16 protein-coding genes are annotated in these 17,015 nt (G+C 61.6%); 5 read left to right on the top strand and 11 right to left on the bottom strand.

Annotated elements, in window-relative coordinates; translation table 11 throughout:
• Positions 1-130: 130 nt before the first annotated feature.
• Positions 131-613 carry a TspO/MBR family protein gene (locus BM364_RS10575; protein ID WP_092424355.1) on the top strand — a complete coding sequence of 161 codons (483 nt, stop codon included), beginning with the start codon at positions 131-133 and terminating at the stop codon, positions 611-613.
• Here the strand turns inward: BM364_RS10575 and BM364_RS10570 are convergent.
• On the bottom strand, positions 606-1,826 hold the full coding sequence (locus BM364_RS10570; protein ID WP_092425299.1) for an acyltransferase family protein: 1,221 nt from the start codon (positions 1,824-1,826) through the stop codon (positions 606-608). The two genes, BM364_RS10575 and BM364_RS10570, sit on opposite strands and share 8 nt — an antisense overlap.
• Before the next feature lie 146 nt (positions 1,827-1,972).
• On the opposite strand from BM364_RS10570, the gene guaA reads away from it, so the two are divergent.
• Entirely contained in the window at positions 1,973-3,544 is a 1,572-nt protein-coding gene (guaA, locus tag BM364_RS10565; RefSeq protein ID WP_092424353.1) for a glutamine-hydrolyzing GMP synthase, read from the top strand.
• Positions 3,545-3,560: 16 nt separating this feature from the next.
• On the opposite strand, the gene BM364_RS10560 is transcribed toward guaA, so the two are convergent.
• On the bottom strand, positions 3,561-4,016 hold the full coding sequence (locus BM364_RS10560) for a hypothetical protein (protein ID WP_092424351.1): 456 nt from the start codon (positions 4,014-4,016) through the stop codon (positions 3,561-3,563).
• Positions 4,017-4,205: 189 nt separating this feature from the next.
• On the opposite strand from BM364_RS10560, the gene BM364_RS10555 reads away from it, so the two are divergent.
• The 3 genes from BM364_RS10555 to BM364_RS10545 all read left to right on the top strand — a co-directional run bounded on the left by BM364_RS10555 (position 4,206) and on the right by BM364_RS10545 (position 7,911).
• On the top strand, positions 4,206-4,955 hold the full coding sequence (locus tag BM364_RS10555) for a tetratricopeptide repeat protein (RefSeq protein ID WP_092424349.1): 750 nt from the start codon (positions 4,206-4,208) through the stop codon (positions 4,953-4,955).
• A gap of 20 nt (positions 4,956-4,975) precedes the next feature.
• Positions 4,976-6,427, top strand: a complete 1,452-nt coding sequence (der, locus tag BM364_RS10550) for a ribosome biogenesis GTPase Der (RefSeq protein ID WP_092424347.1) — start codon at positions 4,976-4,978, stop codon at positions 6,425-6,427.
• A 191-nt stretch (positions 6,428-6,618) separates the two neighbouring features.
• Positions 6,619-7,911, top strand: coding sequence for a hemolysin family protein (locus tag BM364_RS10545; RefSeq protein WP_092424345.1), 1,293 nt, complete (start codon positions 6,619-6,621; stop codon positions 7,909-7,911).
• Between the two features lie 51 nt (positions 7,912-7,962).
• On the opposite strand, the gene BM364_RS10540 is transcribed toward BM364_RS10545, so the two are convergent.
• The 9 genes from BM364_RS10540 to rpsF all read right to left on the bottom strand — a co-directional run bounded on the left by BM364_RS10540 (position 7,963) and on the right by rpsF (position 16,890).
• Positions 7,963-8,697, bottom strand: a complete 735-nt coding sequence (locus BM364_RS10540) for an SDR family NAD(P)-dependent oxidoreductase (RefSeq protein ID WP_092424343.1) — start codon at positions 8,695-8,697, stop codon at positions 7,963-7,965.
• Positions 8,697-10,187, bottom strand: coding sequence for an amidophosphoribosyltransferase (gene purF / locus BM364_RS10535; protein ID WP_244542847.1), 1,491 nt, complete (start codon positions 10,185-10,187; stop codon positions 8,697-8,699). Before purF ends, BM364_RS10540 begins: the two co-directional genes overlap by 1 nt.
• A gap of 154 nt (positions 10,188-10,341) precedes the next feature.
• Positions 10,342-10,989, bottom strand: coding sequence for a CvpA family protein (locus BM364_RS10530; protein WP_175528563.1), 648 nt, complete (start codon positions 10,987-10,989; stop codon positions 10,342-10,344).
• A 116-nt stretch (positions 10,990-11,105) separates the two neighbouring features.
• A complete protein-coding gene (gene radA / locus BM364_RS10525; RefSeq protein WP_092424337.1) occupies positions 11,106-12,506 on the bottom strand; it encodes a DNA repair protein RadA in 1,401 nt (466 codons plus the stop codon).
• A 77-nt stretch (positions 12,507-12,583) separates the two neighbouring features.
• Positions 12,584-13,714 carry an alanine racemase gene (alr, locus tag BM364_RS10520; protein ID WP_092424335.1) on the bottom strand — a complete coding sequence of 377 codons (1,131 nt, stop codon included), beginning with the start codon at positions 13,712-13,714 and terminating at the stop codon, positions 12,584-12,586.
• 2 nt (positions 13,715-13,716) lie between these two features.
• The gene (locus BM364_RS10515; protein WP_092424333.1) at positions 13,717-15,201 is read right to left on the bottom strand and encodes a replicative DNA helicase; all 1,485 of its coding nucleotides are present in this window, start codon (positions 15,199-15,201) and stop codon (positions 13,717-13,719) included.
• 234 nt (positions 15,202-15,435) lie between these two features.
• Positions 15,436-16,002, bottom strand: a complete 567-nt coding sequence (gene rplI / locus BM364_RS10510) for a 50S ribosomal protein L9 (protein ID WP_092424331.1) — start codon at positions 16,000-16,002, stop codon at positions 15,436-15,438.
• A gap of 219 nt (positions 16,003-16,221) precedes the next feature.
• Positions 16,222-16,476 carry a 30S ribosomal protein S18 gene (gene rpsR / locus BM364_RS10505; RefSeq protein WP_425284883.1) on the bottom strand — a complete coding sequence of 85 codons (255 nt, stop codon included), beginning with the start codon at positions 16,474-16,476 and terminating at the stop codon, positions 16,222-16,224.
• Positions 16,477-16,494: 18 nt separating this feature from the next.
• Complete coding sequence (rpsF, locus tag BM364_RS10500; RefSeq protein WP_092424329.1) at positions 16,495-16,890, bottom strand: 30S ribosomal protein S6; 396 nt, start codon at positions 16,888-16,890, stop codon at positions 16,495-16,497.
• Between the last annotated feature and the right edge of the window lie 125 nt (positions 16,891-17,015).

Below are 17,015 nucleotides of genomic sequence, written 5' to 3'. Positions count from 1 at the left end.
GTGGAGACCATCGGTACTCAACCCCTCATCCGGTCCTTCGGACCACCTTCTGCCCTCAGGGGAGAAGGAAAGGGTGAACTGACGATCCTCCTGCTGCGTTCAAGGCTCAAACGCAGCAGAGGATGCAGCAATGTCAGCCACCACAACCGATCACCACACACCACGATCCTGGATCGTCCTGGTCGCTTTTCTTGTTGTCGTCGTCGGCGTCGGCGCCCTGATCGGCACCCAGACCCAACCCGGCACCTGGTATGAATCGCTGACCAAACCGCCTTTTAATCCACCCAACTGGATCTTCGGGCCCGTTTGGTTCACGCTCTATGTCATGATTGCCATTGCCGGCTGGCGCTCCTTCATGGAGAGTCCCACCGGCACGCCGATGAAGTTCTGGTACGCCCAGATGCTGCTCAACTGGGCCTGGTCGCCGGTCTGGTTTGCCGGCGAAATGATCTGGCCGGCCTTTGCCATCATCGTTGCCATGTGGCTGATGATCGTTGGTTTCATCGCGGCAAACTGGCGTCGGGATCGGCTGGCCGCGATCCTCTTTATTCCCTATCTGGCCTGGGTAAGCTTCGCCACGCTGCTCAACCTCTCGATCGGTATTCTCAATTAGCCGAGGCTCCGGCGGGCCGCACCCGCGGCTCGCCTGCTCTTTCGAGCCGGCGCGCCCATCGCACGACAGGCTGCTCGACCAGATAAAAGCTCAGCGTAGCAACCACAAACGTGATCGCGATCACCGCTGCGCTGGTGCCCAGCCAGATCGCAAATCCATTCGACCCAGCGGTGGCGAACGACTCCGGAAACACTCGCCCGATCACCCACATGATCAGGAAGTGCCATACATAGATCCCGAACGAGATCCGAGCGATAAAGCGCACCGGCGCAATGTCGAGGATCTGCCCGAGCCTGAGGGAAGAGGGTAAGGCGATCAACGCCACCCCGACGGCAAGCGGCATCCATGGAAAAGCATAGGGAATGCCGAGGAGACCGAAGCCCTCAGTCAGGTCGCCCATGCTTGCGGCCATGATCACGACTGTGGAGACAAGGGCGATCCCCCCGGCGACGTCCATGATGAGGCCGCGCTGCTTTTCGAGCAGCACCTGGATGCCTGCGGCCAGTGCGCCCAGCGCAAAGATTGCGAAGAAGCCGATGGGGTTGAAGCGCGGCATCCAGGCCTTGGCGCCACCCACCAGCCCATGGTCCCAACCGCGCTCGACCTCGTCAATAGGCGTCCAGTGGAGCGCCAGCCAGTGCATCAGAAGTGCGATTCCGATCACCCCGAGCCAAACCAGCCGCGCGCCCCAGTTGCGCACCGCCAGCGCGAAAAGCGCAGCCATGCCGAGCGGCAGAAGGAGATAGGCCGTCACCTCGAAACCGATGGACCAGAGCGGGCCGTTGTTATCCACCGGGAAGAGCGTCACCCAATGCCAGTCGCTCACCAGCAGCAGGCCTGCCACAAACCGCAGCGTGCGCTCCCCATCGAGCACGGCCCCGCCGAGCCCAAGATCGAGCAGCAGGCTCACCAGCAGCGCCAGCCAGAAGCCGGGCACGATGCGGGCCAGGCGGCGCAGCGCATAGATGCGCATATCCGGCATGGGGAGCCCCCTGTCGAGTGCCAGCCAGAAAGGCCGCGCGAGCAGAAATCCGCTCAGGACAAAAAACACGCTGACCCCGAAACTGCCATAAACGAGAAACCGCATCACCGGCTGCAGAGCCTCTGGCACTTGGTTCATATCCATGCGAAAGGCGAGATGGTGCAGGAGCACGCCGAGGCAGGCGGTGGCGCGTAAAAAGTCGGCGCCGAGCAGTCGATCGTATTGGTTCATGGTCTTGGGTCCAGCGCCGGGATGCGGCCCTAACGCCTGAGCGCCGCACGCGATCCCTTGGCTCAGCTTGCCCCGTGCTGCAAAGGCAGTCCAGCCTTGCAGCGGCAATGCTTGCGAAATCTGCGTGGCGGCGCTAAAGCCTCGCCATGCAGCTCCCAGACCCCGCCTCCGAACAAGAAACCATCCTGATCGTCGACTTCGGCTCTCAGGTTACTCAGCTCATTGCGCGACGCATCCGCGAGACCGGGGTCTATTGCGAGATTCACCCCTTTCAGTCGGCCGCAGAAGCCGTAGTAGCGCTCAAGCCGAAAGGTATCGTCCTTTCAGGCGGGCCCGCCTCGACGCTCGACGAGAACGCGCCCACCATCGATCCCGCGGTCTTTGCAGCCAATGTGCCGATCCTCGGCATCTGCTATGGCCAGCAGGCTCTGTGCATGGCGCTCGGCGGCAAGGTCGAAGCGGGCCATCACCGCGAGTTCGGCCGCGCCCAGGTTGAGGTGCAAAAGGCCAGCGCGCTCTACGAGGACGTCTGGGCGGTCGGCACCGATCACCAGGTCTGGATGAGCCATGGCGACCGCGTCACCTCGATCCCCGAAGGTTTCGAAGTTGTCGGCACTTCGCCCAACGCACCTTTCGCCATGATCGCCGATGAGGCGCGCCGCATCTGGGCCGTGCAGTTCCACCCTGAAGTCGTGCACACGCCCGACGGCGCCAAGCTCTACGCCAATTTCGTGCACAAGATCTGCGGCATAGAATCCAATTGGACCATGTCGGCCTATCGCCAGAAGATGATCGAAAAGATCCGTGCTCAGGTCGGTACGGGCAAGGTCATCTGCGGTCTTTCCGGCGGCGTCGATTCCTCGGTTGCAGCCGTTCTCATCCACGAAGCCATCGGCGACCAGCTCACCTGCATCTATGTCGACCACGGACTGATGCGGCTAAACGAGAGCGAGCAGGTCGTCACCATGTTCCGCGACCAGTTCAATATTCCGCTGGTCCATGTCGATGCCTCAAAGCTTTTTCTCGGCGAACTCGAGGGTCAGTCTGACCCCGAAACCAAGCGCAAGATCATCGGACGCCTCTTCATCGAAGTGTTCGAAGCCGAAGCCAAGAAGCTCGGCGGCGCCCAGTTCCTTGCCCAGGGCACGCTCTATCCCGACGTCATCGAATCCGTGTCGTTCACTGGCGGCCCCTCCGTTACCATCAAAAGCCATCACAACGTCGGTGGGCTGCCCGAGCGCATGAATATGCAGCTCGTCGAGCCGCTACGCGAACTCTTCAAGGACGAAGTGCGCGTCCTTGGCCGTGAACTCGGCATTCCGGACAGCTTTATCGGACGCCACCCCTTCCCAGGCCCGGGCCTCGCCATCCGCTGCCCCGGCGGCATCACGCCTGAAAAACTCGACATCCTGCGCCAGGCCGACGCCATCTATCTCGATGAGATCCGCAAGTCGGGCCAATATGACAAGATCTGGCAGGCCTTTGCCGTCCTGCTTCCGGTCCAGACCGTCGGCGTCATGGGCGATGGCCGTACCTATGAATTTGTCTGCGCCCTGCGCGCCGTTACTTCGGTCGATGGCATGACCGCCGATTTCTACCAGTTCGACATGAACTTTCTCGGCAGGACAGCCACCCGCATCATCAACGAAGTGCGCGGCATCAACCGTGTGGTCTACGACGTCACCAGCAAGCCGCCCGGCACGATCGAGTGGGAGTAACCACGCGAGGCGCTCACTAGGCGTCGAGGATCTGGCCGGCTCGCTTTAGCCGGCTAGTCACTTTACCCCGGACTTCCAGAAGCGTCGCCTGAAGGCGGTTCAACTGCGAGAGCATTTGAGCATCCGGCGCATAGCGGCTGGTGAGATATTCGCGGTTCGTGGACATGCTTTCGAGGTGCTGCTTAGTCTTGGCTTTCAGCACTAGGCCGTGCTTGTCCGTTAGCGCTAGTCTAGCCGACAGATTATGCTGCAAGCTGCGAATGTCAGATGAAGGTTCGCCGCACTGGCGCAGGAATGCATTGAGATAAAGCTCTATGGCATGGATGCACAGCAGCCGGAACGGCGCAGCAGAGATCGTGCGACCGTGCTTATAATTCTTGAGAACCTCCATCGCCGCTGTCTCGAATTCAACAGCCAAGTTCACAAGCTCGATAGGGGTGCAGGCACTTCCTGGATATGTTGCCTTGGTCATGACGGCACTTGGCGCAGCTCGCTCAAACCACATCCCCTTCTCGGTCTCTAGTTAGATTGGGATAAATGAACGCGCTCAAAGACCTGAATTCGTGGTGGGGTTAACGAGCCTTTGCTCCCCGCCCGCAATTTGCATTCCATAGGCCACGTGCTAAACACGCGCGCAAACCGCACGTGACAAGAGAACGAGATGGCCGAGGACAATATTTTCCGCGAAGTTGACGAGGAGCTCCGCTCCGACCGCATGCGCGCCCTTTGGCGTCGCGTCGGCCCCTTCGTCATTGGCGCGGCTGTGGCCATTGTCGCCGTTGTCGCTGTCAACGAAGGCTGGTCCTGGTATGCCTCCTCCCAGGCTGCCCGCTCTTCCGATGAACTTTATGCCGCGCTCCAGACGGCCGACGGCGATGATCTTGCCGCCGCCCAGGCCGAGTTCGATGCTCTCGCAGCTGATGGCTCCGGCGGTTATCCAGTTCTGGCTGAATTTGCCAAGGCCTCGCTTCTCGCCCGTCAGGGCGACACCGAAGGCGCAGTGGCCGCATACGATGCCCTCGCCAATGATCAATCCAATGTGCGCCTGCGCGAGCTGGCCCTCTTGCAGTCAGCGCGGATCCTCGTCGATACCGGAACCCTGGCTGACGTCGAATCGCGCATCGGCACCATCGCCTCGGACGACAATCCCATGCGCAGGGTCGCGCGCGAGCTGATCGGCCTCGCTCAGTTCAAGGCGGGCGACAACGAAGCCGCCAGGACCAGCTTCGAAGACGTGCTTAACGATCCCTTGGCCCAGGAAGGCATTCGCAATCGCGTCGCCTTCTACCTTGCGCAGATGACCTCGGCCGGATTGATTGTCGAAGACACCACAACCGACGCCGAAGTCGCCGCAGATGCCATTGACGCCCTTGTCGATGGCGATGAAGCAGCACCTGCGGCGCAGCCCTGAGCACCCCAAAAGGAGCGGCCATGACGGTCACCGTAGCCATTGTCGGTCGCCCTAACGTCGGCAAGTCGACCCTTTTCAATCGTCTCGTCGGCCGCAAGATCGCTCTTGTCGACGATACGCCCGGCGTCACGCGGGACCGACGCGAGGCCGAGGGGCGCATCGCCGATCTCAGTTTCCGCGTGCTCGATACGGCAGGCTACGAGGACGTCAAGGACGGCTCGCTCGAGGATCGCATGCGCCAGCAGACGGAGCTGGCGATCCGCGAAGCCGACGTGATCCTGTTCATGATCGATGCCCGCGCCGGCGTCGTGCCGCTCGATCAGCGTTTCGCCCAGGTGCTGCGCAAAGCCGGCAAGGACGTGCACCTGGTCGGCAACAAGGCCGAAAGCAGCTCTGCCGAAGCGGGGCTGGTCGAAGCCTTCAAGCTCGGCTTCGGCGAACCCATTCCGCTTTCGGCCGAACACGGTCTGGGCCTGTCTGAGCTTTACTCCATCGTTTCCGCCGCCATCGACAAGGCCGAAGCCAAGCAGGCCGAAGCCGCCGCCGAGGGCGAGCATGTGGATGATCTCGACCAATTGCCCGAGGTCGATGTCGATATCACCCCCGATATGCTCGAAGGCGAGGGCGAAGAGGCAACGCTGCGCTGGAACCCCAAGCGCTATCTCAACGTCGCCATCGTCGGCCGCCCGAATGCGGGCAAGTCGACCCTGGTCAACCGTATGGTGGGCGAGGACCGCGTTTTGGTCGGACCCGAAGCCGGCATCACGCGCGATTCCATTCTCGTTCCCTGGGAGTGGGAAGGCCGGACCATCAATCTGGTCGATACGGCCGGTATTCGCCGCCGCTCCCGCGTTACCGAAAAGCTCGAAAAGCTCGCAGTTGGCGATAGCCTTCGCTCGATCCAATATGCCGAGGTTGTCGTGCTCATGCTCGACGCCACCATTCCGTTCGAAAAGCAGGATCTGGCGCTTGCCGATCTTGTGGAGCGCGAAGGCCGGGCCATGGTCATCGCACTCAACAAGTGGGACCTGATCGAGGACAAGAACAAGACGCTGAGCGAACTGCGCGAAGCCTGCGAGCGCCTCCTGCCGCAGCTGCGCGGCATTCCGCTCGTCACCCTTTCCGGGCTGACCGGCCGCAATATCGACCGGCTCATGGATGCGATCTTTGAAGTCGAGCGCACATGGAACGCCCACGTCTCGACCTCTCGCCTCAATCGCTGGCTCGCCGGGATGATCGAGAGCCATCCGCCTCCGGCCGTGTCCGGCCGCCGGCTCAAGATGCGCTACATGACCCAGGCCAAGACGCGTCCGCCGAGCTTCATCGTCTTCGCGTCCCGCCCTGATGTGGTGCCGGCATCCTATCAGCGCTACCTGATCAATGGCCTGCGCGAAGCCTTCGACATGACCGGCACGCCTATCCGCCTGTGGCTGCGCGGCGGCAAAAATCCCTACGCCGACAAGAAGGACTGAGCGCCAGTCCCGTTCGCGCCGGGCGATTGCGCCTGGCGCAATCCCCTGACCCGTCTCGCTTCTTCCCAGTTCAAGAGGGGGAGGAGCGATTTATTCGCAGCTGGGCCCACTTCACAATCTCTCGAGCTGCCGTATAGTGCGCGGGTCGTAGCACCCCGCCATTGGTCGCGGCGTGTCAACATTGCACTTTGTTGCTCCAAGAGATCCTTATCGTCGTCGTTCTGTTTTTCGTGAACGGCGCTCTGGCCATGTCCGAACTGGCCGTCGTCTCAGCCCGCCCCGCTCGCTTGAAAGTCATGGCCGACCAAGGCAATCAGGGGGCTGCCACCGCCATCAAACTGGCCGAGGACCCCGGCAGGTTCCTCTCCTCCGTCCAGATCGGCATCACCCTTGTCGGTATTTTGTCGGGCGCCTTCTCGGGCGCAACGCTCGGCTTGCGCCTGACCGAATGGCTCAAACAAGTCGGCGTGCCCGCCAACATCGCCGATATCGGCGGCGTCGGCCTTGTGGTGGTCCTCATCACCTATGGCTCGCTTATCCTGGGCGAGCTCGTGCCCAAGCAGATCGCTCTGCGCAGCCCCGAGGCGGTTGCCTCCCGGGTTGCTGGCCCCATGTCGATCCTTGCCCTGATCGGCACGCCAATCGTCTTCATTCTCGATATCTCGGGCAAGTTCGTGCTGCGCCTTCTGGGGCAGAGCGGGCAGGCCGAGGAATCGGTGACCGAGGAAGAGGTGCGTACGATCATCGCCGAGGCGACCTCTGCCGGCGTTCTCGAGACCGAGGAGCACTCGATGATCTCGGGCGTCATGCGCCTTGCCGATCGCTCCGCCCGCGGCCTTATGACCCCGCGTCTCGATGTGGTTCTGGTCGATGTCGAAGACAGTTTCGAGGACAGTCTCAAGACCATCCTTGCCAGTTCCCACTCTCAGGTTCTGGTGCAGGAGGGCGATGCCGACTCCATTCTCGGCGTCCTTGCCCTCGCCGATCTGCTTCCCGCTCTTGCCACTGGCCAGCAACCTGACCTGCGCAAGCTGGTCAAGCCGCTCCCGGTCGTGATGGAACACGCCGATGCCTTCGACGTGGTGCAGGCAATCTACCAGTCGAGCGTCAAGATGGTGCTGGTCGTCGACGAATACGGACACTTCGAAGGCATCGTCACCTTCGGCGACGTGCTCGAGGTGATCACCGGCATCTACAACGAAGAGCCGGGCGATGATCCTGCCCTGGTCGAGCGCCATGATGGCTCCTGGCTTGTGGCCGGCTGGATGCCGGTCGATGATTTCGCCGAGCGCTTCAAGATCAGCGTGCCCAAGGACGCGCGCTACGAAACCGTGGCCGGCTACATCCTGGCCGCCCTCAATCACCTGCCCAAGACCGGTGAGGCCTTCGAGCGCGACAACTGGCGCATCGAGGTGGTCGATCTTGATGGGCACCGCATCGACAAGGTGTTGCTCGTGCCGCTTCAGCCGAGCGAAGGCGCATAAAGCAAAGGCCCGGAGCGATCCGGGCCTTTTGGTGTAAACGCATGAGAGACCTCAAAGGTCCTCGAATACACCCTTGGTAACGTCGAAAAGCCGTCCGTTTTCCGTCAGCGTGGGGCTGAGAAGATCGACGAGCTTGGGTGCGATATCGGCCGGGGTCGGCAGCGTTTCCGGATCTTCGCCGGGCATGGCCTTGGCCCGCATCGCGGTTCGCACCACACCGGGATAGAAGACATTGGTCTTCACATTGGTCGTGCTCATTTCCCCGGCATAGGATTTCACCAGAGCATCGAGCGCCGCCTTGCTGGCCGCATAAAGGCCCCAGAAAGGCTTTGCCGAACGCGCCGCCCCGGAGGACACGAACACTGCGCGTCCCGCTTCGGATTGACGCAGCAACAGATCGAGCGAGCGCAACAGCCGAAAATTGGCCGTCACGTTGATTGCCATGACCTTATCGAACTCATCGGGTTTCAGATGCGGCACCGGGCTTAGCGTGCCCAGCATGCCCGCATTGGCCACAAGGCCATCGAGATGTCCCCAGCGCTCGAAGATCGCTGCGCCCAGCCGGTCGATGGCATCGCCATCGCGCAGGTCGAACGGCACGAGCGTGGACGAGCCGTCCGCTTCCTGGATGGCGTCGTCGAGCTCTTCGAGCCCGCCCACCGTACGCGCCACAGCCACGACATGGGCTCCGCGACGCGCCGCCTCGAGGGCCGCGGCATAGCCGATACCCCGCGATGCCCCGGTGACCAGCACGACCTTGCCGGTCAGGTCCGTATGTTCAGTCATTAACCCGCTTCCTTGAGCAGCGACACCTGCTTGGGACCATTGGATGAGTGACCGTTGAGGTCGGTCAGGATCGTGGGATAATCGCCGGTGAAATAATGGTCGGTAAATTGCGGCTCTGCGGCGTTGCGTTTTTCCCCACCCACGGCCTGGTACAGCCCGTCGATCGACAGGAATGCCAGCGAGTCGGCGCCGATATAGCGGCACATCGCCTCGATGTCGTGATACTGATTGGCCAGCAGCTTGTCCGGATCGGGCGTGTCGATGCCATAATAGTCCGAATGGAAAATCATCGGGCTCGCAACGCGGATATGCACTTCCGTGGCTCCGGCATCGCGGATCATCTGCACGATCTTGACCGAGGTCGTGCCGCGCACGATCGAATCGTCGATCAGCACCACGCGCTTGCCGGCGATCTCGGCGCGATTGGCCGAGTGCTTGAGGCGCACGCCAAAGGCGCGGATCTGCTGAGTCGGCTCGATAAAGGTGCGGCCCACATAGTGGTTGCGGATGATGCCGAGCTCGAAGGGGATGCCGCTCTGCTGTGCATAGCCGATGGCCGCCGGCGTGCCACCATCGGGCACGGGCACCACCACATCGGCCTCAACCGGTGCCTCCTGGGCTAGGTTGATGCCCATCTGCTTGCGTGCCTTGTAGACGCTGCGGCCGGAAACCATGGAATCGGGGCGGGCGAAATAGACATATTCAAACAGGCACGGCCGCTCCGGCACTTTGCGGGCGGGCTTTCGCTCTTCGATCGAGATCGAACCGTCCGGCTGGATCTCGCAGATGATCACTTCGCCGTTTTCCACATCGCGGATATATTTGGCACCGATGATGTCGAGCGCACACGTTTCCGAGCAGAAGATCGGCTTGCCGTCCAGTTCACCCATGACCAACGGCCGGATGCCCACCGGATCGCGCGCGGCGATCAGCTTGGTGCGCGTCAGCGCCAACATGGCATAGCCACCTTCCATCTGCCGGATGGCGTCGATGAAGCGATCGGTGGTCGAAGAGTGGCGCGAACGGGCGATGAGGTGCAACACCACCTCGCTGTCAGATGTGGATTGGCAAATGGCGCCCGTGGCGATGATCTGCTTGCGCAGGGTTAGGCCATTGGTGAAATTGCCATTATGCGCGATGGCGATGCCGCCCGCTTCAAGTTCGGCGAAAAGCGGCTGCACATTGCGCAGGGCCACTTCGCCGGTTGTCGAATAGCGCGTGTGCCCGATGGCCATATCGCCCGGCAGTCTGGCGAGAAGGGCAGGGTCGGTATAATGGTCCCCCACCAGGCCCATGCGCTTTTCCTGATAGAACTGGCGGCCATCGAAACTGACGATCCCGGCCGCTTCCTGGCCGCGATGCTGCAGCGCATGCAGGCCCAGCGCAGTTAATGTGGAAGCATCACTATGCCCCAAAATGCCAAACACGCCGCACTCTTCATGCAGCGTGTCGCCTTCAAGATCGAAATCGTCGTCGTTCCTGTGGGTCACGGGGGCTCTCCATGAACTAGGGTTCGCTGGCCCCGATAGGTCAGCGCCGGCTGGGCCGGTTTCTTGAATGCACGCCATTAGCGCATTTTGCGGCCACCGACCAATGACGAAATCGGGCGTCAGGCCTGAAGCGGGTGCGTACACCCGCTCCGCATCAGATCTGGGTTTCCCCATCCACCGGTGCTTCTGTCGGATCCACGGTTCCATCGATCGTGGGGTCGACCGGTGTGCCCGGTGCCGGTGCGTTGTCGAGCGGGGCAGCCGGCGCCTCGGGGTCGGCGGTCAGATCGGCGCCACCGCCGCGCAGAATATCGTTGACCTGCTGCTCAAGCCCTTCGGGCAGCATGGAGATAAGCGTCGAGCCCATATTCTGCAAGTAGGGGAGCGACTGTGAGTTGCGCGCCCATTCAGGCAAGTTCGTGCCCAGGAGCCACACCCCGAAAATGGTGATGACAATGGCGATCAGAACCCCGCGCAGCACGCCGAACACGAAGCCCAGCGTCCGGTCGATCGGCCCGATGCGGCTATCCACGACAAAATCGGCGATGCGCATGGTCAGAAGATGCAGCACGATTAGCGAAACGATGAAGCTGACGACAACGGTTGCGATGTTGGCGACAATCTCTTCAGCGATATATTGCTGCGCAATGTCGGGATGATAGAGATACATGTAGATGGCGATGGCCGCCGAACCCGCCCATGTCGCCAGCGACAGCACCTCGCGCGTCAGGCCTCTGGCAGTCGCCAGAATCGCCGAGATCAACACCAGCACGCCCACACCAACGTCAAACGCTGTCAGCATATGTTTCGCCTGTCTCCGCTGGCCGCCCGGGCCCGTTGCCGCGACCATTAGCGGCTTTGATCGCCCCTGCCAAGGCCGCGGCGGCGCTCGGCGGTGAACTTTTAGAGTTTGTTAACTCACCATCCTTCCGGCTCCGCCACCGGCTTCTTGCCATTGGCCGCTATTCGGCCCACCATTTCGGAAAGCTGGGAAAATTCAGAAATGTCGAAGCCCGAGGTCTTGTCGACCGAATTGACCCGTCCGGTCATCACCGATTGAAAGCCGAGCTTCTGCGCTTCGCGCAGGCGCAATCCCGAATGGGCCACCGGCCGCACGCCGCCGGCCAGCGAAATTTCTCCAAAATAAACCGCTTCCTTGGGCAAGGGCGCCCCTGTCAAAGACGAAATCAGCGCCGCCGCCACGGCAAGGTCGGCCGCCGGTTCCGTAATCTTGAGGCCGCCGGCAACATTGAGATAGATGTCATTGGCCCCGATCCGCACCCCGCAGCGCGTTTCGAGCACGGCGAGCACCATCGAGAGGCGCGAAGAATCCCAACCGACCACGGCCCGTCGCGGCGTGCCGAGCGGGGAGGGCGCCACCAGCGCCTGGATTTCTATCAGCAGCGGTCGCGTGCCCTCCATTCCTGCAAACACCGCTGAGCCCGCCGCGTCCTCGTCGCGTTGATCCAAAAACAATGCCGACGGATTAGCGACCTGTTCCAGCCCGCGCTCGGTCATGGCGAAGACCCCGATTTCATCGGTCGCGCCATAGCGATTCTTCACCCCGCGAAGAATGCGGAATGTGTGGCTCGAATCGCCCTCGAAATAGAGAACCGCATCGACCATGTGTTCGACAACGCGAGGCCCCGCGATTTGTCCATCCTTGGTCACATGCCCGACCAGTACCACCGCGGCCCCGGTTTTCTTGGCCAATCGCGTCAGCGCCTGTGCCGAGGTGCGCACCTGTGTGACCGTCCCCGGCGCGCTCTCCACCCGGTCGGTCCACAGCGTCTGGATCGAATCGATGATCACGAGATCGGGCGGCGGACCACTTTCAAGCGTTGCGAGGATGATCTCGACATTGGTTTCGGCTGCCAGCAGCACTCCGGCTTCCCCGAGTCCCAGGCGCTGGGCGCGCAATCGCACCTGTGCCACCGCTTCTTCGCCCGAAACATAGATGACGCGCTTGCCCTGGTTGGCCAGAGCTGCCGCCGACTGCAGCAGCAGCGTCGATTTGCCGATACCCGGATCCCCGCCCACCAGCAGTGCCGATCCCTTGACGAAGCCGCCGCCCGTCACCCGATCCAGCTCGGCGATGCCGGTTACGACACGGGCCGCGCTTTCGGTTTCTCCGGCCAGCGGCAGGAGATTGGTCGGGCGGCCACCGGATTTGGCAGCCTTTGGTCCCGCACCGATCCCGCTATCGACCAATTCCTCAACTATGGAATTCCACTCGCCGCAGGCATCGCACCGGCCCTGCCACCGCGTCGTAACGGCGCCGCAGGATTGACAGACAAAGTTCGATCTCTGCTTGGCCAAACAACTCGCCTCTTGCGCCGGAAAATCGTGGCAAAGCTAACAAGGCACAATCGGCAGCGCAAGAACAAAAAGAGAACCTATTCGCCTGGCATATAGCCATTGCCGACATAGACCCGGTTATACCGGCCCTTGAGCGAAGTCAGCAGCTCATAGCCGATCGTGCCCGCTGCGTCGGCCTGTTCGTCAAGGCTCACATTGGGCCCGAGCACTTCCACGCCTTCTCCCGGCCGCGGCAGGTTGGCGCCAAGCTCGGTGATATCGACGATGCTCTGATCCATCGAAATCTTACCGACGACCGGGCACAGCTTGCCATGGAGAAAGACCTTGGCACCGGGGCGCGAATTGGTCGAGGACAGCGAGCGGAGAAAGCCATCGGCATAGCCATGCCCGATCACCGCCAATCGGCTGTCGCGGGAGAGCGAGTAGGAGGCGCCATAGCCCACCGTTTCGCCTGTCCGTGCTTCGCGCACCTGCAGCACCGGCGCATGCAGCGTCACAACCGGCGCCATCGGATTTTTGCGCCCAACGACGGCCCGTCCGCCATAAAGCGCGATGCCGGGCCGCACCATCTGGAAGTGGTAGGCGCGCCCGGTCATCAGACCCGCCGAATTGGCGAGCGAAGCAGGAATGCCGGGGAACTGGTTCATCACCGAGCTGAACAGGGCCAGCTGTGTGCGATTCTTCTCGTGATTGGGAATATCGGCGCAGGCGAGATGGCTCATCACCATCTGCGGCGCATAGCCCAGCCGCCCGATCCGCTCGCGCACCACCACCGCCTCATTGAGGCGGAAACCGAGCCGGTTCATGCCGGTGTCGAAATGAAAGGCGCTGGGATAAGCCTCGTTGCGCTCGACGCATTTGGTGAGCCACTCTTCGAGCATCTCCATCGAAGAGAGCACCGGCATCAGGTTCTGCCGGATATAGAGGTTGGCTGCGCCCGGATAGAGCCCGTTGAGCACGAAGATATGGGCATCGGGCAGGGCGGTGCGCACCGCCACGCCTTCATCGGGCGTTGCCACGAAAAAGAACCGGGCGCCGGCGGCATGGAGCGCCTTGGACGCCATTTCGATGCCCGTTCCGTAGGCGTCAGCCTTCACCACGGCGGCCGTCAGCGCGCCCTGGCTCACCTTGTCGAGGGCGCTCCAGTTGCGCGCCAGAGCGCCGAGGTCGATCGTCAGTTGGCCACCAAGGCCAGATGTCAGCTTCATGCCTATTCCATGCGTTCAGGCAGGTAGTCTGCCCGTGCGAGATTGCCGAAGCGTGTAAATTGCGCTTCGAAGCTGAGCTGCACCGTTCCGGTAGGGCCGTGGCGCTGCTTGGCGATGATGACTTCCGCCTTGCCATGCACCTGCTCCATTTCTCCCTGCCAGGCGATGTGCTCGGGCGTGCCCTCTTTGGGCTCCTTATTCTTGAGATAGTACTCCTCGCGATAAACGAAAAGCACCACGTCGGCGTCCTGCTCGATAGAACCCGATTCGCGCAAGTCTGCCAGCTGCGGATGCTTGTCGTCCCGCGACTCGACCTGACGCGACAGCTGGGACAGCGCGATCACCGGACATTCCAGTTCCTTGGCCAGCGCCTTGAGCGTCGTCGTGATTTCGGTCAGCTCCTGCACGCGGTTCTGGCTCGAGGCTTTCGAGGAGCCTGAAAGCAGCTGCAAATAGTCCACGATCAGGAGGTCGAGCCCCTTTTGGCGCTTGAGCCGCCGCGCGCGCGCCGCCAGCTGGGCCACCGAAATGCCGCCGGTATCGTCGATATAAAGTGGTACCTTGCTCATGACATTGGAGACGTCGACCAGTTTGGAAAACTGGCTGTCGTGAATGCGACCGCGGCGAATGTCCGAGGACGAAATCTCCGCCTGTTCTGCAAGAATACGCGTTGCGAGCTGTTCGGAGCTCATTTCGAGGCTGAAGAACCCAACGACCCCGCCCTCGACCGTCTTGTTGTGTCCATCTGGCGTCACATCGCCGCGCCAGGCTTTGGCGACATTATAAGCGATATTGGTCACGAGCGAGGTCTTGCCCATGGCCGGACGCCCTGCCAGCACGATCAAGTCCGAGCGCTGAAGACCACCCATCTGCCGATCGAGATCGTGCAGTGCCGTAGCGATGCCGGACAGCCCGCCATCGCGCTGAAAGGCTTCACCCGCCATGCGGATCGAGGCATTGAGCGCCGAACCGAAAGCCTGGAAGCCGCCATCGTAGCGCCCCTTCTCGGCCAGCTGGAAAAGCTCGCCCTCGACTTTTTCGATCTGCTTGGTCGGGGTCATTTCGACCTCGGACTCATAAGCGACCGAAACCATCTCTTCGCCCACCAGGATCAGGTTGCGGCGGATGGAGAGATCGTAGATCGCCTGCCCATAGTCGCCGGCATTGATCACGGTGGTCGCTTCCGCAGCCAGCCGCGCCAGATACTGCGCCATGGTCATTTCCGGCAGCAGCTGATCGGGCAGGTGGGTTTTGATGGTGGTGGGATCCGCCGATTTGCCGGCGCGAATGATCTTGCTCGTCACATCGTAGATGTCCCGATGCACGGGCTCATAAAAATGCTCGGGCTCGAGAAAATCCGATACGCGGTAGAAGGCTTCGTTGTTGAGCAGTATAGCGCCTAAAAGCGCCTGCTCCGCCTCCACATTGTGCGGTGCAACGCGAAACGACTTGTCTTCGGCAGGGTGGAGCCGCGCGATCTCAGCCATCGTGATCCTCGGGAGTGTTAACCTTTCTTAACCACGGCCCAGTGGCAAGAGTCTCCCGACCTAGCGGCACGATGGTTAATTAAGCTTTGTGAGGTGTGAACTCTGTGAACAGCGTGGAAAACCGAGTTTAGCGCTGGCACGGGAACAATGCAAGAACAAGCGCCGAATAGCAATGCTCAAAGCAAAAGGCCGGACGCTATGGTCCGGCCTCTGCAAGTTGATGTATCGAAAAAACTACTCTTCGAAACGGTCGTCGTTGGCAGCGTCGGCCTGGCCGGCGGCGAAGTCGCTGTCGTCTTCTTCTTCGAAGGTGTGGACGGTGACGTCTTCACCCTGAGCCTGACGCTCGGCTTCGTCGTTGGAACGGGCAACGTTGACCGTGATCGAAACGGCGACTTCTGGGTGAAGAGCCAGCGGCACGGAGTGCACGCCGACCGACTTGATCGGATCGGCAAGATCGACCTGGTTGCGCTGCACAGTGAAGCCGTCGACAGCGAGAGCTTCGACGATGTCGCGAGCGGCAACCGAACCATAGAGCTGGCCGGTTTCGCCGGCCTGGCGGATGATCACCACGGTGCGGCCATTGAGGCCTTCGGCGATCCCGGCAGCAGCGTTGCGGCGTTCTTCATTGCGCTGTTCGATGTGAGCGCGTTCATTTTCGAAGCGCTTGCGATTGGCTTCCGTGGCGCGGAGCGCCTTGCCCTGGGGCAGGAGGAAGTTACGGGCAAAGCCGTCCTTGACATTGACTTCGTCGCCGATAGTGCCGGTGCGGCCAATGCGCTCGAGCAGAATGACTTTCATTTTCTTTTCCTTGGGCTGTCCCGTCGAAGTGACGGTTAGAGGCCGCAAACCATTTTGCGACCCCAGCAACTCCGACCCCTGAACGGTGTCGCAGTCGTCGAAAGAAGCCGTTGGGAAGGATGAGATGCTGGTGTTCGCCGAGAACCGGAGCGGAGCGTACCTTCGTACGTGAGCACCGGAAGCGCAGGTGAACGCCAGCAGATCGCCTTCCCAGCGAGCTTACTGAACGGCGTAAGGCATGATGCCGATAAAGCGGGCCCGCTTGATGGCGCGAGCCAGTTCACGCTGCTTCTTGGCAGAAACGGCAGTGATGCGGCTCGGCACGATCTTGCCGCGCTCGGACACGTAGCGCGAGAGCAGGCGAACGTCCTTGTAGTCGATCTTCGGCGCGCCTTCACCCGAGAACGGGCAGGTCTTGCGACGGCGCTGGAACGGACGACGGGCCTGGGAAGTGGTGAGGTCTTTGATAGCCATGGCTATGCGTTCCTTATCTTAGAAGCGGCGGGGACGACGGTCGCCCGAGGGGCCACCACGGTCGCCACGGCCACCATCGCGATCGTCACGGTCGCGCTTCTGCATCATGGCCGAGGGGCCTTCTTCGAGTTCGTCGACGCGAACGGTCATGAAGCGCAGGATGTCTTCATTGATGCGCATCTGGCGTTCCATTTCAGCGACGGCAGGAGCCGAAGCCTCGATGTTCAGCAGCGTGTAGTGCGCCTTGCGGTTCTTGCGGATGCGGTAAGAGAGACCCTTGAGGCCCCAATATTCGTTCTTGGTAACCTTGCCGCCACCCTGGGACAGGATTTCGGTCAGCTGAGCGGTCAGTTCTTCGACCTGCTGCTGGGAAACGTCCTGGCGAGCCAGGAAGATGTGTTCGTAAAGGGCCATGAATGCGCCTTCCTTTCAGTTGTTCGAGCAATGTCTGGCGCGGAGCCCCTCTGAAGCCGGAAAGGCGTCAAAGCAGTCTTGCAAAGAGCGGGAACACGGGAGGCCGGGCTTGTTCAGGGCCCTGT

Origin of the sequence: Devosia crocina (genome assembly GCF_900116545.1) — a bacterium.
Lineage (GTDB): Bacteria > Pseudomonadota > Alphaproteobacteria > Rhizobiales > Devosiaceae > Devosia > Devosia crocina.
Note: the sequence above shows the minus strand (reverse complement) of the source record. Positions and strands in the feature narration are given on the sequence as shown.